The sequence below is a fragment of the Sphingopyxis sp. 113P3 genome (assembly GCF_001278035.1).
Taxonomy (GTDB): domain Bacteria; phylum Pseudomonadota; class Alphaproteobacteria; order Sphingomonadales; family Sphingomonadaceae; genus Sphingopyxis.
This window is the reverse complement of the sequence record NZ_CP009452.1, coordinates 91923-113324: the sequence shown is the minus strand read 5'-3', so window position 1 is coordinate 113324 and position 21402 is coordinate 91923. Positions and strand designations below refer to the sequence as shown.

The window sequence follows — 21402 nt, the reverse complement described above, 5'->3', positions numbered from 1 at the left end:
CTATCTTTGCGTCATCCATGAGAGCGCAGCATAGATGGCCCGCCCGAATCCCGCGCCGCTGTCGGGTGCGAAGTGAAGGAAGAGCGAAGGTTCGATCAGTTCAAGTTCCATGATGTGCGGCCGCCCCGCGGCGTCGCCAACGAGGTCGACGCGGGCATAGACGGGCGGCGCCGGGGCGGCGGCGATGGCAGCGACCGCAAGAGCCAGGGCTTCGGCATTGGGCTCCCACGCCATTTCGCGTCCACCGAACTGCTCCTGAACGCGAAAGTCCCCCGCCGCGGGGCGCTTGACGATGGCATGGCTGAAGCAGCCGGCGAAGAAGAAGAGCGAGACTTCGCCTTCGGTCAGGATGCCGGCCATCAACGGCTGGATGAGACGGCGCTGACCGAGGGCGTCGGCAGGAGGCGGCGCGCCGCGCGCGATGCGGTGGGTGCCGTCGGCGCCGCCCGAGATGGCGGGCTTGATCACCAGCTCGTCGGCCCCGAACCTTGCGCGCGCCTCGGCGAGGCTCGCCTCGTCGAGTGCTGCAACGTCGATCGTCGGCACGGCCGCAGCGCCTGCCGCGCCGAGTTCGGCGAGATAGGCCTTGTCGCTGTTCCAGCGCAGCACCGGCACCGGATTGACCGCGGGGAGCGCCTCGGCCTCCAGCCGGTCGAGCAGCGCATACCAGCGCGCCGGGTCGCGCTGATAGCCCCAGGCGAAAAGCGGCAGGATCAGGTCGAAACCGGCAAGATCTCCAGGATCGGTCCACGCCCGCTGTTCGACCGCAAGCCCGGCTGCCGCCAGCACCGCCGCCTTGCGCGCGAAGGCGGGCTGCCACCGCTCGTCATAATCGGGCGCCGGGACGAGGAGCGCGACGCGCGGCTGATAGGGCATGCGTGGTGACGCCCCTTGCTACCGTCCCAGAAGCCCGCGTGCCTGCCCCGCAAGGTGCGAGAGCATCGCACCATTGGGGGTCGGGATGGTCCGGGCGCGGTCGACGGTCGAGCGGAACTGCGCGACGCGCGGCGCCTGTTCGCCGAGCCACCGGGTCACCGCGCCGTCGAGATCGTCACCCTTCAGCCCGGCGAGAAAGCTCAGCCGCATTTGCTGAAAATCGCGCGCCAGACTGTTCACCAGAAGCCGCTCCCAGGGGTCGGTCGGGCTCATATGCGCCGCAAGCGTCTGCGCCCAGTCGAGCCCCAAGGCCTCGCCGAGATGGGTGAAGGCATGAGTCACCGCCACTTCGTCATCGCCGCGCCGCTCAGCAAGATCGACAATGCCGATCGCGCCGTCGAGCTTGAACAGCCGCACCACCGCAGCGGCGAGTCCCTCGGGCGCGCCCGCGTCGAGCAGCTGCTGACTCAGCATGTCCCACTGGCGGCGCACCGATTCGCTGAGCAGGCCGTCGACGCGCGCGGTGAGCCGATCGACGCCGGGCTCGAGCCGCGCGACGAGCACGCCCGGCTGCCCTCCCGTCGGCGCGATGCGCAGCAGGTCGGCCATTTGCGACGCCATCGCCGAGGCCGCCTGGGCGAACAGCGACAGGCGGATCGCTTCGTCGATCTTCGCCGTGTCGAGCGCCTCCCAGATCTCGCGCATGTCGAGCAGCTTTTCGACCGTCACGAACGCCGCAGCGACGTCGGCGAGCGAACAGCCTTCTTCCTCGACCAGCTCGAACGGATGGACGACGCCCATGCGGTTGATGATGCGGTTGGCGAGCTTGGTCGCAATGATTTCGCGGCGTAGCTGATGCCCGGCAATTGCCTCCGCATAGTCGCGCTGCATTTCGGCTGGGAAGGCCGCGGCGAGATCGCCGTCCAGCATAGGATCGTCGGGCAGGCTGCTCGCCTCGATTGCGTCCTGCAGCGCCAGCTTGGCGGTCGACAGCAGCACCGCCAGTTCGGGACGCGCCAAGCCGCGCCCTTCCTGCGCGCGGCGCAGCAGTTCATCGTTGGCGGCAAGCCCCTCCACCTTGCGGTCGAGCCGGCCGCTGCTCTCGAACGTTTCCATCAGCCGTACCAGCGAGGGCACCGCGCCCGCTCCGCCCTTTTCGGCGATCGACAGCGCGAGCGCCTGGAGGCGATTGTCCTCGAGCACCAACCCCGCGACATCGTCGGTCATGCGAAGGAGCAACGCGTCGCGGTCGTCCTGCGCTAGCCGCCCTTCAATCATCTCGCGATTGAGCGCGATCTTGATGTTGACCTCATTGTCCGAGCAATCAACGCCCGCGCTATTGTCGATGAAGTCGGTATTGATGCGGCCGCCGCGCTGCGAAAAGGCAATGCGCGCGGCCTGCGTGACGCCGAGGTTCGCACCTTCGCCGACCACCCGGGCGCGCAGGTCTTCGGCATCGACGCGCAGCGCGTCGTTGGCGGGATCGCCAACCTCGGCATTATTCTGGCTCGCGGCCTTCAGATAGGTGCCGATCCCGCCGAACCACAGGAGGTCGACCGGCGCCTTGAGGATCGCCGAGATCAGCCCGGCGGGATCGATCTCGTCGACATTGAGGTCCAGCATCGCCTTGACCTCGGCACTGAGCGGAATGCTCTTCTGGCTGCGCGGGAACACGCCGCCGCCCTTGGAGATCAGCTTCTTGTCATAATCGTCCCAGCTCGACCGCGGCAGATTGAACAAACGTGCGCGCTCCTTCCAGCTCTTCGCCGGGTCGGGGTGCGGGTCGAGGAAGATGTGCCGATGATCGAACGCCGCCACGAGCTGGATCGCCTTTGAAAGCAGCATGCCATTGCCGAACACATCGCCCGACATGTCGCCGCAGCCGGCGACGCGGATCGTGTCGGTCTGCACGTCGACGCCCATTTCGGCGAAATGGCGCTGCACCGACACCCACGCACCCTTGGCGGTGATGCCCATCGCCTTGTGATCATAGCCCTTCGATCCACCGCTCGCAAAGGCATCGCCCAGCCAGAAGTCGCGCTCCATTGCGAGGCCGTTCGCCACGTCCGAGAAGGTCGCGGTACCCTTGTCGGCCGCGACGACGAAATAGGGATCCTCGCCGTCGTGGATGACCACGTCCCGGGGGTGCACGACCTTCCCCGCGACGATATTGTCGGTGATCGAAAGCAAGGAGCGGATGAAGATGCGGTAGCATTCGGTCCCTTCCGCAAACCAGGCGTCGCGGTCGATCGCCGGATTTGGGAGCGCCTTGGGGTAGAAGCCGCCCTTCGCGCCCGTCGGCACGATCACGGCATTCTTGACGCGCTGCGCCTTCATCAACCCGAGGATCTCCGTGCGGAAGTCGTCGCGCCGGTCCGACCAGCGCAGCCCGCCCCGCGCGACGGGGCCGGCGCGAAGGTGAATACCCTCGACGCGCGGCGAATAGACCCACACCTCGCGCCACGGCAGCGGCTTGGGCAGACCCGGGACCTTGCTGCTGTCGATCTTGAACGCCAGCGCCTCCTCGGCGGCAGACGCGAAAGCGTTGGTGCGCAGCGTCGCACCGATCACCGCATTGAACCGGCGCAAGATCCGGTCATCGTCGATCGACTTGATGCCTGCAAAGCCTGCCTGGATCTCGGCGTCGAGTTCCGCAGCGCGCTTCGGGTCGTGCGCCGCCGGGTCGTGCAGCGCGCGAAACCGGTCGATCATTGCCCGGGTCAGCGTGGGCGCGTGTCGCAGCGCGGCCACAACCGTGTCCATGCCATAGCTCGACCCGCCCTGACGCAGATAGCGAAACCACGCGCGCAGCCAGACGATCGCCTGCGGATCGGTCTGCGTCACGAGCATCAGCTCGTTGAATGCGTCGTCCTCGGCCGATCCTTCGAGCACCGCAGCAATCGCGCCCTCGATCACCTCGGCGTGCGGGAGCAACGCCGCCTCGTCGACCGCGGTTGGCACCCGCAAGGTGAAATCGTGGATGAAGGCGGGCTGCTCCCCGCCGTCGGCGGACGGCCGACCATAGCTCAGTGCCGTCGGAATTTCCTCAAGCACCTCGAAGCCGAAATGCTCGAGGGCGGGAACCACGTCGGAAAGCGCAAGCGCCCCCGCGAGGCTGTAGACCTTGAGGCGCAGCCGGTCGTCGCCGTCGAGGCTCTTGAGTGCAAGGCGCACCCCGCGCGGATGCGCAGCATCGAGGTCGCGCAGCCGCAATATGTCGCGTGCGGCCTCTTCAGGATCATAGAGATTGCGATAATTGGGGGGGAAGAGCGGCGCAAAGCGCGCGGCGAGCGCCGCAGCCCGGCCGGCGTCGCCGCGCCTGGCCAGCGCCGCCTCGACCTCGGGCTGCCACCCGCGCACCATCTGTTCAAGCATGGTGCCAAGTGCCTCTTCGTCGGGGATGACACCGCCGCTGCGAAGGTCGAGCGTATAACGGAGCAGCGCGGCGCCGCCGTCCTCGAGCACCATCGTCCAACCGATGACACCCGCCCGGGCTTCGCGCGCCAGCATGCCCTCGATCGCCAGTCGGCGGCCGGTCGATACCTCGTCGCGCGGCAGCCAGACAAAGACAAACAAGTGCCGGCCGAGCGCGCTGCGCACCGTGACCAGCTTCGGCCGGGGCCGGTCGGTAATCGACATGGAGGTGAGCGCAAGTCTCTCGAGGGAAGCCGCATCGAAGGCAATCAGCAGGTCGTGGGGCAGCGCGGTCAGGGCGTGTGCGAGAGCCTTGCCCGCGTGGCCTGCGGGATCGAAGCCGAATTTCGTCATCAGCGCCGACAGCTGCGCGCGAAGTACCGGGACTTTCGCGGGTGGCATCGACAGTGCCTGGCTGGTCCACAGCCCGGCGTGGATCGACAGCCGCTCGGCCGTTCGGCCCTTGAGTTCAGGAATGATGACGAGGTCGAGCAGAACACGGCGGTGCACCGCCGAGAGCCGGTTCGACTTGATGAGCAGCGGGCTCGACCCGCCACCGTCGAACCACGCAAACGCAGCCGCGAGGGCTTCGGGCGAGAGCAGTTGGCCTTGGCTCGATGCGCAAATGCCGAGCGGCTCGTCCGCCGCGCCGTCGCGGCCACGCCATTCGTGTCCGAGCTGCGTCATGGCGCCGCCTTCGAACCAGCGCAGCAGTTCAGCACCCTCGCCGTCAGTACGCATCGCGGCGTCGGCGAGCATGGCCGCGCGCATCGCCTTCCAGTCGGAAACCGCAGCGCGCACGTCGGCAAGCGCGGCCTCGATCGCATCGAGCAGACGGCGACGTGCGCGCGCGTCGCCGCGCTCCAGTTCCATATAGATGACCGATTCGCGGTTCTGCGTGCCTTGCTCCGGCGCGCCCGCATCGGTGAGGTGGCCCTTGGCATCACGGGTTGCCGAAACGACCGGGTGCAGGATGCGGTGCACGACCAGCCCCTGCGCCGCGGCGACCTGCGAGGTCGAATCGACGAGGAAGGGCATGTCGTCATTGACGATGGCAAGACGCATCCGCCGGTCGGTCCCGTCGGCGGCCATGGGTTCGAGCGAGAGGACGGGGGCGCCGGGGGGGCGATCGAGTGCCGCGGCGGCGATGAACCGGCTCGCGTCGGCAAGCGCCGCTTCGTCCATGTCGTCGCCCTCGCCGGGAAGGGCGCTGCCGCGCAGGGCAGCAAGGTAAGCGGACTGGATTTTTCTGGGAACAGCGGGGACGGAGGCGGAGGAAGCGTCCGATTCCGGTTGACTAGGCATAGGGTGCAGCATCCCGAACCAAAAAAAGCGGGCCTGTCACCGACGATCGGCGGGCCGTTCGCTCCGGCCCATATGCGCCCGCCGCCCGCGGGGCTCAAGAGCCGCGCGGCGTTTCGCGTAAAAATATTTCAAATTTCGGATTTTCTGTTGCGCTGCAGCGAAGATGCGTCAAACGCCGGGACCGATTGCAATCGCCTTCTTCGCCAGCCGAGCGACCAGCGCCGCATCTTCGGCGGCCTTGGCCACAATGCCAATATGCCCGCCCGGCATCGTACGCGCGATCAGCACGACGAATTCGGCATCGCCTGCGTCATGCTCCAGGATCACCGCTGGATGCGCGCGGCGCAGCGCATCGAGTGTCGTGCCTGCCGCGTCCTCGCGCGCGGCGGGCCTGCGGCGCGCCCGCACGTCCTTGACCACGCCCTTGAGGCCGCCCGGATAGCGATCGAGATAGGCGGCGAGCTCTCCGCGCCCGACTCCTTCCGCGCGCGCGTGACCGAGCACGCACGCATATTCTGCGACCCGCGTCTTGTCGTAATGAGCGCCGAAGACGAGCTTGACCACCGGGGTCATCGGCGCGCGTGCCTGCGCGCTCAGCCCTGCGTCCTCGAGCAGCTCGGCGAACGCCTCGGGCTGCGTTTCGGCAACCAGCGCGAAGTCCCACGCCTTGCCGACGGCCTGATAAAGCGCGCTGCGGCTGCGGCTGTCGGCGGCGATGGCCCTTTCGGCGGTCTCGCGCGCGGCGGCGAGCCAATCGGCGAGGTCTGCATCTTCGTCCGGAGCGGACGGCGCGGCGTCTGCCGGATCAAGCTCTTCGAGCTGGTCGAACGCCGCAAAGCCCGGAGCATCGGAGACGATATGCCCCGAGTCGGGGCCGTCGGCCCACAGCGGCATCGGCGCGGTGAGCGGTGCGGCACTGCGCATAGCCTGATCGACCGACAGCTGGAGCTCCTCCTCCTCGTCGGCGGGCACCGCTTCCTTCCAGTTGATGACCCCCAGAATGAAGTCGATCGTATCGTCATCGGACGAGAAGGGCAGGAGGATACCACGGTACATGATCGTCACGGCGCGGTCGTTCACGAACTCGGCCTCGAAGCCGATCGGCGTGCGGTTCGCGATGATCTGGAGATAATGGTCGGTCAGCCGTGACAGCAGCGAGCGCCCCGGTATCTGACTGATATACTGAACATCCGGGTCGATCTGAGACTCGGCGCGCAGGCGGTCTCCGAGGAAGGCTATGGCCGGGTTCTCGATTCCCGCGGTGAAGTCGAGCAGCACCGAGTGCGGGCCGAAGTCGCCCGCGCGGTCGAGGTCGAGATCCTCCACCGAGGGATAGGCGCGATCGGCGAGCAGCGAGGCCCAGTAATTATAGGCCCGGACCTGCATCCGCCGTTCGTCGACGCCGACCGCCGGGGGAGCGTCGATGCCGCCGTCATCGTGGCCGTAGCTGCCCGAAAGCAACCCGCGCATGCTGTCCATCAATCATCCCCAGTGGCAAACATCGGACAATGTCATGCCTCAGGAGTGGTAAAGGCCGCGTAAACGATGGGGTTTCCGGGCTCTTCGGGGCACGCTTATCGTATCGGCTTCAAGCGGATCGCCGCCCCGCCGCCGGGAGCAAGCCATAGATTGTAGGTATCGCCCTTCTTCACTTCGATCGTTTCATAGGCGATATTGTGCCGCGCCTCGGTCAGATAGGTCGCGCCCGCACCGTCCTTCCACACCGTCGCGGTATAGCCTTTGCCTGGATCTAGGAAATCAAGGCGCAAGGCCAGCGTCCGCTCGGTCGCGTCGTTGACCCCGCCGACATACCAGTCGGCGCTGTTCCGGTCCTTGCGCGCAAAGATCGCATAGTCGCCAACTTCACCCGCGATCAGGTGGCTTTCCGCCCAGTCGGCGGGCACCGCCTTGATGAACTCGAGCTCGCGCGGGTGCGCTTCCAGATTTTCGATGAAATCGGCTGCCATCTGGATTGGCGAATAAATGGCGAGATAGAGGCCGAGCTGCTTGGCGAGCGTCGATGCGAAAGGCGCCTTGCCTGACCCTTCGAGGCTCAGAACGCCGGGGGTGTAATCCATCGGGCCCGACAACATGCGCGTATAGACCAGCGTCGGTTCATGGTCTGGACCGCTTCCGAAATCGCTCCACGCATTATATTCCATCCCCCGCGCCCCCTCGCGCGAAACCCAATTCGGGTAGGTACGGCGCAGTCCCGTGTCCTTCACCGGCTCGTGGGGGTTGACCGCAATATGATGCTTTGCGGCAACTTCGACGACTTTCAGATGGTGCTCGACCTGGCGCTGCCCGTCGTGCCACTCCATCGCGAACGTCCCGGGCGCGACCCCCGGCGCGATGATCCCGCCCGCATCCGCGACATAGCCGGTCTTCACCGCCGCAACCCCAAGCTTGCCGTAAAGTGCCATCGCATCGTCAAGCTGCGCTTCGTAGTTCACGATATTACCGCCGGTCTCATGGTGACCGATCAGCGTCACGCCTTTTTTGCGCGCATAATCTGTAACCGCCTTGAGGTCGAAATCGGGAGTGGGCTCGGTGAAACGATATGCTTCGCCGTGACCGAACCAATTGCTGTTCCAGCCCTTGTTCCACCCCTCGACGAGCACGCCCCCAAAACCGTTCTTCGCCGCGAAATCGATATATTGCTTGGTCCGCTCGGTCGTCGCGCCGTGGTTCGGCCCCTCGGCCCAGCTCCAGGGCCCACGAATCATTCCCCACCAGATGCCGATATATTTCATCGGCTTGAACCAGCTGATGTCGCCCAGCCTGTTCGGTTCGTTGAGGTTGAGCTCGAGGTCATTCTCGACCAGCCCCGCCGCATCGCCAGCAATGCGGAGGGTCCGCCATGGCGTATGAAAGGGAAGGTCGCGCACGACGCGCGGCCCGCGCGACGAGGGCGCGAGGGTCGCGCGAAACTTGCGTCCCTCGATGCGCTTCAGCCACATCCCCGAATAATCGACCAGCGCGGCCTCGTGAAACGCCAGGTGCGTGCCGTCTTCGAGACGCATCGTCAGCGGCGTATGCGCGGTCGCGACCGCATCGATCGGCGTCTTTTGATACATCTGCTCGTAGCGGTTCCACTCGCCCCCCGCGATCCACCAGGCGGTGCCCGCGGGCGCGATGTCGAATTCGGTGATCTCGTCGGCGATCCTCACCGTCTTTAACCCCGCCTGCGCGGGCAGTTCGTAGCGAAAACCGATGCCGTTATCGAACAGGCGAAAGCGCAGGTTCATGGCATGCCCGCCCCAGCTTTCATCCTGGCGAAAGCGAACGAGCAGCTCATTATAGTTGTCGCGAACATATCGCCGTTCGCCCCACGGCTGCTCCCATGTATCGTCCCCGCTCGCGCGCTCCGCGCCTTCGATCGCGAAACCGCGCTGGAGCCCAACCCCGTCGGTCAAGAGAAAGCCGAGTTTCGACGGCGCGATCAACAGCTTACCCTTGCGCGAAAGCGACCAGGTCGGGCGGGCGTCATTGTCGGTCGACACTGTCAGGACGATGCTGCCGTCGGGCGAGGTGAGCGTCTGCTGCTCTCGTGCGTCCTGCGCGAGCGCGGGAGCGGCGGCCAGAAGCGCGAAGGACATCAGAATCGCGGGAGGTACAGGGCGGAACATCGAAATCATCCTTCCATCTTGAGCCAGAGCGCGCCGCAAGGTGGCAGCAGGGCGGGGCTGGCGCCGTTCAGCGCCACAAGCGGTGTGCCGGCCGCAGCCAGCGCAGCAATGTCGATCGTAGCGCCGCCGAGGTTGAAGAGACAGCGGATCGTCTCCCTGTCGGCGACGCGATCGAACGCCAGCAGTTCGCCCTCGGCAATCCAATGCGCATTGCGTCCGCAGCGCAGCGCCGGATGCGCGGCACGCAGCGCAACGAGGCGGCGGGTCAGCGCGAGCATCGAGGTGGGGTCGGCTTCCTGCCGGTCGACCGCGAGCGCGGCATGATCTGCCCCCAACGGCAGCCAGGGGTCGACGTTGGAAAAACCCGCGTGCATCGCCTCCGCCGACCAGGGCATCGGAGTGCGGGCGCCATCGCGCGACAGGGTCAGCGGCCAATTCTTGCGCGCCTCTGGATCCTTGACGAGTTCAAAGGGGATTTCGACCTGCCCCAGCCCCAGTTCTTCGCCATTATAAAGAATGACGTTGCCGCGCAGCGCGCAGAGCAGCGCCATCTTCATCCGCGCATAGGCCGCGGGATCGACGCCCTCGGGCGTCCAGCGCGACAGCGCGCGTGGCGCGTCGTGATTCTCGAACGCCCAGCTCGGCCAGCCGACTCCCGGGGCGTCGGGCCATCCCTCCGCCGCTTCGCGCACCAACTGCGGTGTCAGGCGATCAGCATAGAGGAAATCGAAACCATAGGCGCTGTTCAGCCGCCGGTCGCCCGCGGTGAACAGCTTCATCTCGCGCGCCGCATCGTCACCGCCGACTTCGGCGACGGTGAAGCGGCCCTCAAATTCGTCTGTCAGCGCTCGGATGCGTTCGAGGAACAGCGGTATGTCGGGGTGCGACTGGTTGTAGATCTTCTGCTGAAAATCGAACGGCCGAGTGCGCCGCTTGTTCGACGGCGGCGCGGGCGGATTGTCCCGCAGCTGGGGGTCGTGCATCGCGAAATTTATCGCGTCGATCCGAAACCCGTCCACGCCGCGCTCAAGCCAGAATCGCACGACATCAAGCAGCGCGTCCTGCACGTCGCGATTGTGGACGTTGAGCTGCGGCTGCGAACCAAGAAAGTTATGCAGATAATATTGGCCGCGGCGCGCATCCCACGTCCATGCTGGACCGCCGAACACCGACTGCCAGTTGGTCGGAGGCGATCCGTCGGCCTTGGCATCAGCCCAGACATACCAGTCAGCCTTGGCGTTGTCCCTGCTTTCCCGACTCTCGGCGAACCAGATGTGCCGGTCCGACGTGTGCGCAAAGACAAGGTCGGTGGTTACCTTTAGCCCCAGGCTATGCGCGCGGGAGACGAGCCCGTCGAAGTCTGCGAGGGTGCCGAAGATCGGGTCGACATCGCAATAGTCGGCGATGTCATATCCGAAATCGTCCATCGGCGAGGGATAGAATGGCGAGAGCCAGATCGCATCGACCCCAAGCGAGGCGATATAGTCGAGCCGCGCCGTGATCCCCGCGAGATCCCCGACGCCGTCGCCGTTCGAATCGGCATAGCTGCGCGGATAGACCTGATAGATGACCGCGCCCTTCCACCACAAAGGCTGCGATTTCTGGGTGGAGGATGGGAGGGGAGAGAGTTCGTTCATCGGGTTTCGCAGATCATGTATCCGAGCGGCGGGAGGGTGATGGCGAGCTGCCCTGGCGCAGCGGCCGCGGCCGGGCATTCGCCGCGGAGCGCCGAGTAGCTGTTCTTGGCCGGATCGACGGCAACGTTGGCGCTCAGCGGCGCGCTCGACGTGTTGAAGACAAGCAGAATCTCCTGTCCCGACACCGCATCGATGCGCGACACCGCAAACAGTCCCGGCTTCTCGGCATAGCTGCGGATAATCTGCCGGCCACGGCGCAGCGCGATATGGTCCTGCCTCAGTTTCGCCAGACGTGCGATGGCGCGGTACAGGGGATGGTGGGGGTCGAAATTGCTCTCGGCAGTCGTCGCATCGGTGCCGATCAGATCATTGTCGTTATAGACCGCGACCTTCGATGCGAACATGTCCTCGCGCGCGTCCTGATCGCCGCCGTCGCCGGAGAAGCCCTGTTCATCGCCCGAATAGAGCACCGGCACGCCGCGCAGCCCAAGCAGCATCGCATGGGCAAGTTCGACGCGGCGCAACAATTCCGCGTCGCCTGCATCTGGAAAAGACCTGCGCGCAAAATGTGCAAAGCGGCCGAAATCATGGTTGCCGGTAAAGGTGGGAAGCTGAAGCGCCACGGCGTCGTCGCCATAGAGCGGATCCGCGGAGAACAGCTTCTCCAGCAAATCTGGCGCCTTCTCCCCCCCCACCACATCGCGGACCGCCGCGAAGAAAGGGAAGTCGAGGCTAGCGGGCAGTCCTGCGAAACGCGTGCCCTGCGCCGTGATGGTCGGATCCATATCGCCCGTCGCATATTCGCCGAAGATATGGAAATGAGGGATACCGTTCTTCGCTGCGCGTTCGAGCATCGCGGGCGCGAAGACCCGCCAGAACTCCGGGTTCACATGCTTGGCGGTGTCGATGCGAAACCCGTCGATCTTAAATTTGTCGATCCACTCGCCATAGATGTCGATGAACCCCTGAACGACACGGGGATTTTCGGTCATCAGATCGTCGAGTCCCACGAAATCGCCCATCGTCGCGCTTTCGCCGGTAAAGGTCGAATTGCCGCGATTGTGATAATAGATGGGGTCGTTGAGCCACGCGGGGACCTTGATGTCCTTTTCGCGCGGATCTATCTTGACCGTATAGGCGAAGTTGGGGTCGGTTAGCCGGCCGAAATTCTCTGCCGAGGGAACCGCATCGCCGGCGAAGCCGTGGTTGATCGGGGCCCCGTCGGCGGCTCGGCGCGAATAGGGAAAGTCAGCACGGCTACGGTAGGGGCAGTCATAGCCTTCGCATTCGGCCATCTCGATCACGTCGGCGGTGTGGTTGATGAGAATGTCCATATAGACCTTCATCCCGCGCGCATGCGCGGCATCGACCAGCGCCTTGAAATCGGCATTCGTGCCCAAATGCGGGTCGACCCGGGTGAAATCGGTCACCCAATAGCCGTGATAGCCTGCGCTCTCCTGCCCCTTCGGCCCCTGCACCACCTTGTTCTGGAACACCGGCGACAGCCAGATCGCCGTCGCGCCGAGCGACTGGATATAGTCGAGCCGGCGGGTCACGCCCTTGAGGTCGCCGCCGTGGAAAAAGCCCTTGCCGGCCGGGTCGTAACCGGTCGTCAGCCGGTCACCCTCGAGTCCGCCCCGGTCGTTCGACGGGTCGCCATTTTCAAACCGGTCTGGCAGCAGGAAATAGATGATTTCGTCTTCCGGCCGCCGCTGGCGATAATCTTCTGCAGGCGCGGCGGCGGGCGTGGCGCCCGCCATGCTCAGCGCCACGAGCGATGTAAGAAGGCTCATGCGGGCACTCCTGCCGCGCAATGCTGCGCGATGAAATCGTCATGCGTGGGAAGGCGCGACGCGGTGCCTGCCACGATCGTTTCGATATCCCCGAAAAAGCCCGACAGCTCGTCGCGGCTCAGTTGATCAGCCATCGGGTGATAGGCGCGCGGTGCGACATTCTGCCCGGTGAGCACCTGGAACCAGCCGATCTCCACGAACAGTTCGTCGGCCTCGCGAACGATCTGTCCCTGGCTTCGAAACAGATCGATCTTGAGCGTCAGCGTCTCGGGGATCGCCATCTCGCGGCACCGCGCCCAGAACGCGGAATCGGTGCGCTGATTGGCATGATAATGGAGGATGATGAAGTCGCGGATGCGCTCATAATCGAAGCGAACCCGCCGGTTGTAGGCGTCGACATTGGCACCGTCGAAATCGCGGCCCGGAAAATGCGCGAGCAGACGGGCGATACCGTTCTGGATCAGATGGATGCTCGTCGATTCGAGGGGTTCGAGGAAGCCCGAGGCAAGGCCCAGCGCGACGACATTGCCGCTCCAGGCCCGGCTGCGCATTCCCGTCCGGAAACGCAGCGTCCGCGGTTCGGCGAGCGGCCGGCCTTCGATGTTGGCGAGCAGCACCGCGGCCGCCTCGTCCTCGCTGATGAAGTCGCTGCAAAAGACGTGGCCGTTTCCCGTGCGGTGCTGGAGCGGGATGCGCCATTGCCAGCCGCTCTGGTGCGCGATTGCCTGTGTATAGGGCCGCGCTGGGCCAGCATTTTCGCTGGGCACCGCAATCGCGCGGTCGCAGGGAAGCCAATGCGTCCAGTCCTCAAAGCCGGTTTGGAGAGCGTCCCCGACCAGCAGCGCGCGAAAGCCCGAGCAGTCGATGAAAAGCTCGCCGTCGATCGCGGTTCCGTCTTCGAGGACGACCGCTTCGACATGGCCGCTCTCGCCGTTCTGCCGGACCTCGGCGACCTTGCCTTCCGTGCGATCCACCCCGGCAGCTTCGGCGATCCGGCGCAGATAGGCCGAATAGAGCGCCGCGTCGAAGTGAAAGGCATAGGCGATGCCCTCGAGGCCGGTGTTCGGGATATGGGGAAGCCGAGCAAAACGGTTCTGAAGCGCCGCCGTCTCGTTCAGCGAATAGGTGCCGAAGCGACCCGCGATGCCCTCTGCGCGGCCGCGCAGCCAATATTGTTGGAACGGCAGCATGCCGAGGCTGCGCCCGATCTGCCCGAAGGCGTGCATATAGACATCGCCGATGCGCCCCCAGTTCTGAAACTCGATCCCCAGTTTGAACGATCCGCGGGTCTCGCGGATGAAATCATTTTCGTCGATGCCGACCAGCGCGTTGAACAGGCGGATCGACGGAATCGTCGCCTCGCCCACCCCCACGGTGCCGATCTCCTCGCTCTCGACCAGCCGGATCGACAGGCCGTCCATCGTGCGGGACAGCGCCGCGGCCGCCATCCAGCCTGCCGTTCCGCCGCCGACGATCACTACCTTCGTGATGCGACTGTCGCCCACTCTTCCCCTTCCCTCTCGTGCGTGCCGTCCGGGAACCGCTCGCCCCGCAACGGGCGGGCCGGACATATCGTCCGGCCCGCCGTTCAACTCAGAACCTGTAGGTGATGCCCGCCATGAAGTTGCGGCCGTAATTCTGATAGTCGCGGATCTGACGGGGGTCGTTGTTGTAATAGGTGACGAACGGCTCATTCGTCAGGTTCGATGCCTGGAGCAGGATGCCCAGTCCTTCGAGTGTGCCGCTTTGGAACGTATAGCCGATCTGCGCGTCGACCACGAATTCGCTCTTCGCCATCACCTTGTCGCGAACGAGGCTCAGCCCCGAAACCTCCGCGAGGAATTTGGAGCGATAGCGGCCCGACACTCGCGCCTGGAACCCGGCCTTTTCGAAATAGGCGGTTCCGTTGACGACCCAGCGCGACAGGCCCGGCATGGCGATCGGCGCGGCTCCGCCTTCGCGGACGCGGCTCTTCGTATAGGAGCCGCTGGCGAGCACGCCGAAGCCGTCGAGCGCGCGGGTGAAGGTCGCGAAGGGCAGCGAGAGCGAGGCTTCGGCGCCATACAGGTGGCCGCCGTTCCCGTTCCGCCACTGGTTCGCGATGCCTTGATAGGTGGCGACCGTTCCGCCGTCGGGAATTTCAAAGCCGGTGAAATCGAACGCGTCGCTCTGGCGATAGATGTAGTTTTCGAGATATTTGTAGAATCCGCCCAGCGAAACATAGGCGCCCTGTCCGAAATATTTCTCGACCGCGACATCGACAGCTTCAGCCATCAGCGGCCGCAGCTTCGCGTTGCCGAGGTCGAGCGACCAGGGGGAGGCGTTGATGTCGGTGTTGTTGCGCTTCGACGCGTCGAAATTGACGCCGCCGCCGGGCTTCAGCTGATCCATCCGCGCCCGCGCCAGCATGCGCGCCGCACCGAAGCGCAGGAAGCTGTTGTCGGCAAACTCGACCGTCAGATTCAGGCTGGGGAGAATCTCGGTATATTTGACGCCGTCGGTGACGGGAGTCGACTGGGTCTGTCCGTTCACGACCTGGGCATAGAAGCTGGAGGCCGACTGGTCGGTGTGGACGATCTGCACCCCGACGTTGCCCCGAACCGGCGTGCCGCCGGCGTCGGCGTCGAAATTGGCCTGGACGAAGCCCGTCAGCACCTTTTCGCGAACCTTGTAGTCGTTGAAGATGCGCCCGGGGGTCCAACCGGCCTCGTCGGTCAGCGTATAGTTGCCGTCGTTGTAATAGCGCCAGCTGTCGAACGCCACCATGCCGGGAATGCCGATGAAGTCGAGCGAGACCGGGTCGAACAGATAGTCCGAAGGCACCGGGGTGTCGGCAGGGTAGTCGGTGCTGGTCAGCACGAAGCCGCGGTCGTCGAGGCTCTTCTCGCGGTCCGAATAATTGGCGCCGACGCGCAGGCTGCTGAACACGCCGCCCAGCTCCTGCGTCGCCTGCAGGCGCAGCGACTTGAGCTCGTCGCGGATCTTCGGCGTGTTGACGAAGCCGTCCTGACAGTTGGGCACCGCGCCGCCGCAGCTGTTCCAGCCCTGCGGGTCGGTGATCACGAACAGATTGGGGTCGGCATAGTCGAGCGAGGGGTCGAGGATGATCCCGCCCTTCGGCCGCATCTCGAATCCCAGCGCCGTCTCGCGCGCGCCCACGCCCGCGCCGCGCCCGGTACCGAGATAGATCTCCAGATTCTCCTCGGTCTTCCTGAGCCGCGAATAGCCGAGATCGAGTTCGAGCGTCAGCTTTTCATTGGGCTTGAACTGGGTGTTCCAGCCGCCCGCAATGATCGTCGAATCGCGGTGGACGACGTCGTTGCGCATCACTGCCTCGGTTCCCGACCAGGTGCCCCGCGTTACCAGCCCGTTTTCGATGGTGAAGCCGGGCAGCAGCGTCGAATTGCCCCAGGCCAGCGGCAATTCGATACCGCGCAGGCGCTGCACGTCCTTGAACTTCGACCAATAGCCGTCCAGCGTCGTATGGACCTTATCGCTCGGCTCCCATTCGAGCACGGCCATCACACCGTCGCGCTTCAACTCGTTCGATTTCACATATGGCTTGGCGCCGCCGATCAGGAACGCGGTGTTGGTGCCGTCGCTCACCTCGGGATAGCCCCAGGCGTTGAATCGCTCCTCGGCGGTCGGCGATTGCATGCGGGCGTAGCCGATCGCCCAGCCGAGCGTCCCGTCGGCATTCTGGTCGATATAGGAGATATTGGCGCGATAGCCCTTGTCCGAGATGTCGGGGTTGAGCTCGCCGAGGTCGTTGATCTCGAAACGTGCGCCGACCGCGATCGCGCGCTTCCCATAGGCAAGGGGGCGCACCGTCCGCATGTCGATCGTGCCGCCGAGCGCCTGCCCGATCAGCGAGGCGTCGGGGGTCTTGTAGACGATGGCGCCGTTCAGAAGCTCCGAGGGATATTGGTCGAGTTCGACCCCGCGATTGTTGCTCGCCGACACCTGTTCGCGGCCGTTGAGCAATGTGGTGGTGAAATCGGGCGCTAGACCGCGGATCGACACGACGTTGGCGCGGCCGTCGAGCCGCTGCGTTGCAAGGCCGGGAAGGCGCGACAGCGATTCGGCAATCGACAGGTCCGGTAGCTTGCCGATGTCTTCGGCGGAGACGACCTCGACGATCGACGTATTTTCCTTCTTCGCCTGGACCGAATTGTTGATTGCGCCGCGAATGCCGGTGACGACGATTTCCCCCTCGACGGCGGCCGCAGCGTCGTCGAGCGACGCGGCTCCTGCGTTCTGCGCCATTGCACTGTCCGGCACGATAGCGATCAAGGCAAGGCCGAGCGCGATCGCGCTAGCACCGCGACGGAATGTGGTCGGCATGGTCATGAAAAGGCTCCCCTGGCTCGGACGGGCAGTCTTGCCACGCATCGGCCTAAGGGACGGCGCTCCGTCCGCCAGGCTCCTCTCCGACACGCGGGTGTTCCCGTCTTCACCCTGCAATTGAAACCAATCGGGAGCGGCGGCCATAGGGTATACGTATACGCATATTATGCGGCCGCGGTGCCTGGTACCAAAATGTCACAGCCTGCTTCGCGCCTCAAAGGTCCCGATGCGAAGCCTTGCGCGGCGCCGGCCACCCGCTAGATTCCGGCGCGCGCCGCCTTGGGAAAGGCTGCGAGGCAGGAGAGGAACATGGGGAGGCCGCCCTCGTCCAAGCCGACGTCGTTCGACATCGCCTATCTGGCGGGCGTGTCGCAGCCGACCGTGTCGCGCGCGCTGCGCGGCAGCAAGTCGGTGAGCGCCGCGACCCGTGCGAACATCGAGCGCATCGCGCGCGAGCTCAACTATACCGTCGACAAAAACGCGTCGAGCCTGCGCTCGCAGCGCACCCATACGCTCGCCCTGCTCTTCTTCGAGGACCCAAACCCCGACGATTCGATGATCAACCCCTTCTTCCTGTCGATGCTGGGGTCGATCACCCGCCAATGCGCGCTGAGAGGCTATGACCTGCTCATCAGTTTCCAACAGATGCATAACGACTGGCACGTCACCTATCAGGACAGCCACCGGTCGGACGGCATCATCCTCCTCGGCTATGGCGACTATCAGCTCTACCGCACGAAGCTTGAGCATCTCGTCGAAATGGGGACCAAGTTCGTTCGCTGGGGGTCAGTGTCGGACGACAGTATCGGGCTGACCGTCGGGTCGGACAATCTCGGCGCGGGTGAGCTGGCAGGCGAACATCTGGTCGAGATCGGGCGGCGGCGTATCGCCTTTCTCGGCGATGCGTCGGATCATGCACCCGAATTTCAGGACCGCTACACCGGTCTCTGTCGCGCACTGACCGCGGCAGGCCTCACGGCGGACCCCACGCTTCAGCAGGACGCGGTTTCGTCCGAGGATTCGGGCTACGCCGCCGCCAAGGCGCTGCTCGCGCGTGGCAAGGCATTCGACGCCATCTTCGCAGGTAGCGACCTGATCGCGATCGGCGCGATGCGCGCGCTCGCCGAAGCTGGGCTGGGCTGCCCGCAGGATGTTGCGCTGATCGGCTTCGACGACATTCCCGCGGCCAGCCAGACCTCGCCGACGCTGACCACCCTGATGCAGGACATGAAGGGCGCGGGCGAACTGCTCGTCGACGCATTGCTCCGCCGCATCGACGGCAAGGCGGCCGACCGCACCATGCTCCCCGCGCGGCTGATCAGGCGGCAGAGCACGGCAATTTGACTGATAGCCCCTCCCCTGAAGGGGAGGGCGAGGCAAACGCATTCGTATACCCACCCCGCCCCGCTTGCCCCCTTCCGCGCCGCACGGCAGAGTCCGCCCGAACGCGAGCCGCATCGGCGGCCAGAAAGAGGGAGAGGCAATGGACAAGCCGCGGCAGAGCCTTGCCGGCCTGTGGAACATCAGCTTCGGCTTTTTCGGTATCCAGATCGGCTTTGCGCTGCAGAACGCCAATATGAGCCGCATCTTCCAGTCGCTGGGGGAGGATATCGAGAAACTGCCCGGGCTGTGGGTCGCGGCGCCGCTCACCGGGCTGCTGGTCCAACCGGTGATCGGCCATATGAGCGACCGCACCTGGCTCGGCCGCCTTGGCCGCCGGCGCCCCTATTTTCTCGCCGGCGCCATCCTCGCCGCGATGGCGCTGTTCGTAATGCCCCAAAGCCCCGCGATCTGGTTCGCGGCGGTGATGCTGTGGCTGCTCGACGCCTCGCTCAATATCTCGATGGAGCCTTTCCGAGCCTTCGTCGGCGACATGCTGCGCAAGGACCAGCACAGCGCCGGCTATGCCGTGCAGACCGCGTTCATCGGCGCGGGCGCGGTCGTCGGATCGCTGTTTCCCGCGCTGATGGAAGCGATGGGAGTCGCCAATGTAGCGCCGCCGGGGCAGATTCCCGACACGGTACGCTACGCGTTCTGGTTCGGCGGGATTGCGCTCTTCCTCGCGGTGCTGTGGACCGTCGTCACCACCAGCGAATACAGCCCTGAACAGATGACGGCGTTCGAGGCCGCGCGCGCCGAAGCAGCGGCGCCCGCGAAGCGTGCGCTCGCCTCGCGCGGCTATGGTGCGAGCCTCGCGTGGATCGCCAGCGGCATCCTCGTCGCCTTCGTCCAGACGCGTTTTGCGCTGCTCCGCGAAATTCTGCTGCTCGGCGCGTTGCTCGCGGGTTACGGCCTCGCCGCGATGATCGCGATCGCGCTCGCGCGCCGCGGCAATACGGCGAATATGTTGTCGAGCATCGTCGGCGATTTCGCTGGGATGCCGCCCCTGATGAAGCGTCTCGCGCTCGTCCAGTTCTTCAGCTGGTCGGCGCTCTTCATCATGTGGATCAACACGACGCCAATCGTCACCCAATATCATTTCCACGCTACCGATCCCGCTTCGGCCGCCTATCAGGACGGCGCCAATTGGGTCGGCGAGCTGTTCGCGATCTACAACGGCGTGGCAGCGGTCGCGGCGCTGACACTACTGCCTTGGCTCGCGGCGCGGATCGGCGCGGCGCGTACCCATATCATCGCCCTGCTGTGCGGCGCCGCTGGCTATGCGAGTTTTCTCGTCCTGCGCGACCCGGCCGAGCTCATCCTCAGCGAGCTGTTCATCGGCATTTTCTGGGCCTCGGTGCTCGCCATGCCTTATGCTATCCTCGCGTCCAACCTGCCGCAGGCGAAGCTTGGCACCTATATGGGATTGTTCAATGTCTTCATCGTCGTCCCGCAGTTGCTCGTGGCGACAGTGATGGGGCAGCTGATGAAGGCCTTCTTCCCGGACGAGCCGATCTGGACGATGGCCTTCGCGGCGGCAACGCTGCTCATGGCCGCCGCCGCGATGACGCGGGTGACGCCGCTGGTTCCGGCCAGCGAACGCACTTCCTAGGACCAGCCGCCCGCCAGCGCCCGGAACAGCGCGATCTGCCGGCGCGAAATCGCCGCATCCTGCGCCGCGAGCGCCGCTTCGGCCTCCGCCGCGGTGCGTTCGGCATCGAGCCAGGCCAGCGAGTCCGCGGCGCCTTCCTCGCGCTGGGCGCGCACGATCCGCGCCGCCTTTGCCGCCTGCTCGCGCGCGGCGCGAAGCGCCTGCCGCTGTTCGAGCGCGCGCGCATAGCCCGAAAGCGCGGTTTCGGTTTCCTCGAGCGCGCGCAGCACCGTGCCGTCGAAGCGTGCGAGCGACGCCTGCGTTTCGGCCTCGGCCGCCGCGATCCGCGCCCGCGCGGGCTCCTGATTGGGGAAAGCCCAGTTAATGAGCGGCCCCAGCAGCCAGCGCAGCGGCCCGCCACCGAAAATGTCGCCGAGACCCGTCCCCGTCGACCCGACCGATCCGCCCAGCGTGATGTGCGGATAAAGGTCGGCGGTCGCAACTCCGATCCGCGCCGTGTCGGCGGCAAGGCGGCGTTCGGCGGCGCGAATGTCGGGGCGACGCTTCAGAAGCGCCGCCCCGTCACCGACCGGGATGGGATCGGTGATTTCGAGGCTGATGTTGCGGTCGGCCGCAATGGCAGGGAGCTCCGCAGGCGCGCGGCCGGTGAGCGTCGCGAGGCGGAAGAGCGCCGCCTGCCGCTCGGCTTCGAGCGCGGGAATATCGGCGGCGCGCTGATCGCGCAGCGTCGTGATCCGCGCGAGGTCGAGCCCGGTCGCGAGCCCCGCCTCCTTGCGCCGCCCGGTCAGCATCACCTGCCGGTCGAGCAGGTCGACGATATGGCGCGCGACGTCGAGCCTCGCCGCGCCCGAGGCCGCGTCAGCATAGGCGAGCGTCGTGTCCGACACGACCATCACGCGTACCGCCTCGGCATCGGCTTGCGCCGCCGCGACGTCGCCGCGTGCCGCCTCGACCGAGCGCGCAACGCGGCCGAACAGGTCGACCTCGTAGGCGACGTTCAGCCCGGCATCGACCGTCCAGTCTTCGCGGGACGCGCCGGGCGCACGCTGGCCTTCGGGCAGACGGCCATAGTCCGCGCCGGCCGAAATCCCGGTCTGCGGCAGCCGGTCGCTACGCGCACCGCGCAGCGCCGCGCGGGCCTTGGCGATGTTGGCGACGGCTACGCGAACGTCGGTATTGGCCTGCAGCGCATCGGCGACGAGACCGTCGAGCACGGGATCGTCATAGAGACGCCACCAGTCCGGCGCGACCGGATCGAGACTGACGGCGGAGCTATCCGCCGCAACGAACGCGCCGGCCGCGGCAGGCGTCGACGCCGATTGCGGCGCCTTATAGTCGGGGCCAACCGCGCAGGCAGCGAGCGCCAGCACCGACGCGGCGGTGAGGGTGGTGCGGAGTATCATCGTCTT

Annotated in this window: 11 protein-coding genes; 2 read left to right on the top strand and 9 right to left on the bottom strand. The window is 65.7% G+C overall.

Annotated features, from left to right (window positions below):
* From LH20_RS00485 to LH20_RS00450, 8 genes are all read right to left on the bottom strand, one after another.
* On the bottom strand, nucleotides 1-876 hold the full coding sequence (locus tag LH20_RS00485) for a hypothetical protein (RefSeq protein WP_053552527.1): 876 nt from the start codon (nucleotides 874-876) through the stop codon (nucleotides 1-3).
* 18 nt (nucleotides 877-894) lie between these two features.
* Entirely contained in the window at nucleotides 895-5595 is a 4701-nt protein-coding gene (locus tag LH20_RS00480) for an NAD-glutamate dehydrogenase (protein ID WP_053552526.1), read from the bottom strand.
* Between the two features lie 168 nt (nucleotides 5596-5763).
* On the bottom strand, nucleotides 5764-7074 hold the full coding sequence (locus LH20_RS00475; protein WP_053552525.1) for a PAS domain-containing protein: 1311 nt from the start codon (nucleotides 7072-7074) through the stop codon (nucleotides 5764-5766).
* A gap of 95 nt (nucleotides 7075-7169) precedes the next feature.
* A complete protein-coding gene (locus tag LH20_RS00470; RefSeq protein ID WP_053555987.1) occupies nucleotides 7170-9224 on the bottom strand; it encodes a glycoside hydrolase family 97 protein in 2055 nt (684 codons plus the stop codon).
* Nucleotides 9225-9229: 5 nt separating this feature from the next.
* A complete protein-coding gene (locus LH20_RS00465; protein WP_053552524.1) occupies nucleotides 9230-10861 on the bottom strand; it encodes an alpha-amylase family glycosyl hydrolase in 1632 nt (543 codons plus the stop codon).
* Entirely contained in the window at nucleotides 10858-12654 is a 1797-nt protein-coding gene (locus LH20_RS00460; protein ID WP_053552523.1) for an alpha-amylase family glycosyl hydrolase, read from the bottom strand. The genes LH20_RS00465 and LH20_RS00460 overlap by 4 nt, the downstream gene beginning before the upstream one ends.
* Nucleotides 12651-14159, bottom strand: coding sequence for a tryptophan halogenase family protein (locus tag LH20_RS00455; protein ID WP_268796085.1), 1509 nt, complete (start codon nucleotides 14157-14159; stop codon nucleotides 12651-12653). The genes LH20_RS00460 and LH20_RS00455 overlap by 4 nt, the downstream gene beginning before the upstream one ends.
* A gap of 88 nt (nucleotides 14160-14247) precedes the next feature.
* On the bottom strand, nucleotides 14248-17004 hold the full coding sequence (locus tag LH20_RS00450; protein WP_083455537.1) for a TonB-dependent receptor: 2757 nt from the start codon (nucleotides 17002-17004) through the stop codon (nucleotides 14248-14250).
* A gap of 306 nt (nucleotides 17005-17310) precedes the next feature.
* Between LH20_RS00450 and LH20_RS00445 the strand changes: the two genes are divergently transcribed.
* Both LH20_RS00445 and LH20_RS00440 read left to right on the top strand, forming a co-directional pair.
* Entirely contained in the window at nucleotides 17311-18345 is a 1035-nt protein-coding gene (locus tag LH20_RS00445; RefSeq protein WP_053552522.1) for a LacI family DNA-binding transcriptional regulator, read from the top strand.
* Nucleotides 18346-18484: 139 nt separating this feature from the next.
* Nucleotides 18485-19993 (top strand): MFS transporter, encoded by a 1509-nt coding sequence (locus LH20_RS00440; protein WP_053552521.1) that lies wholly within the window; start codon nucleotides 18485-18487, stop codon nucleotides 19991-19993.
* Here LH20_RS00440 and LH20_RS00435 read toward each other — a convergent pair.
* Nucleotides 19990-21396, bottom strand: a complete 1407-nt coding sequence (locus tag LH20_RS00435) for an efflux transporter outer membrane subunit (protein ID WP_053552520.1) — start codon at nucleotides 21394-21396, stop codon at nucleotides 19990-19992. The two genes, LH20_RS00440 and LH20_RS00435, sit on opposite strands and share 4 nt — an antisense overlap.
* Nucleotides 21397-21402 lie beyond the last annotated feature (6 nt).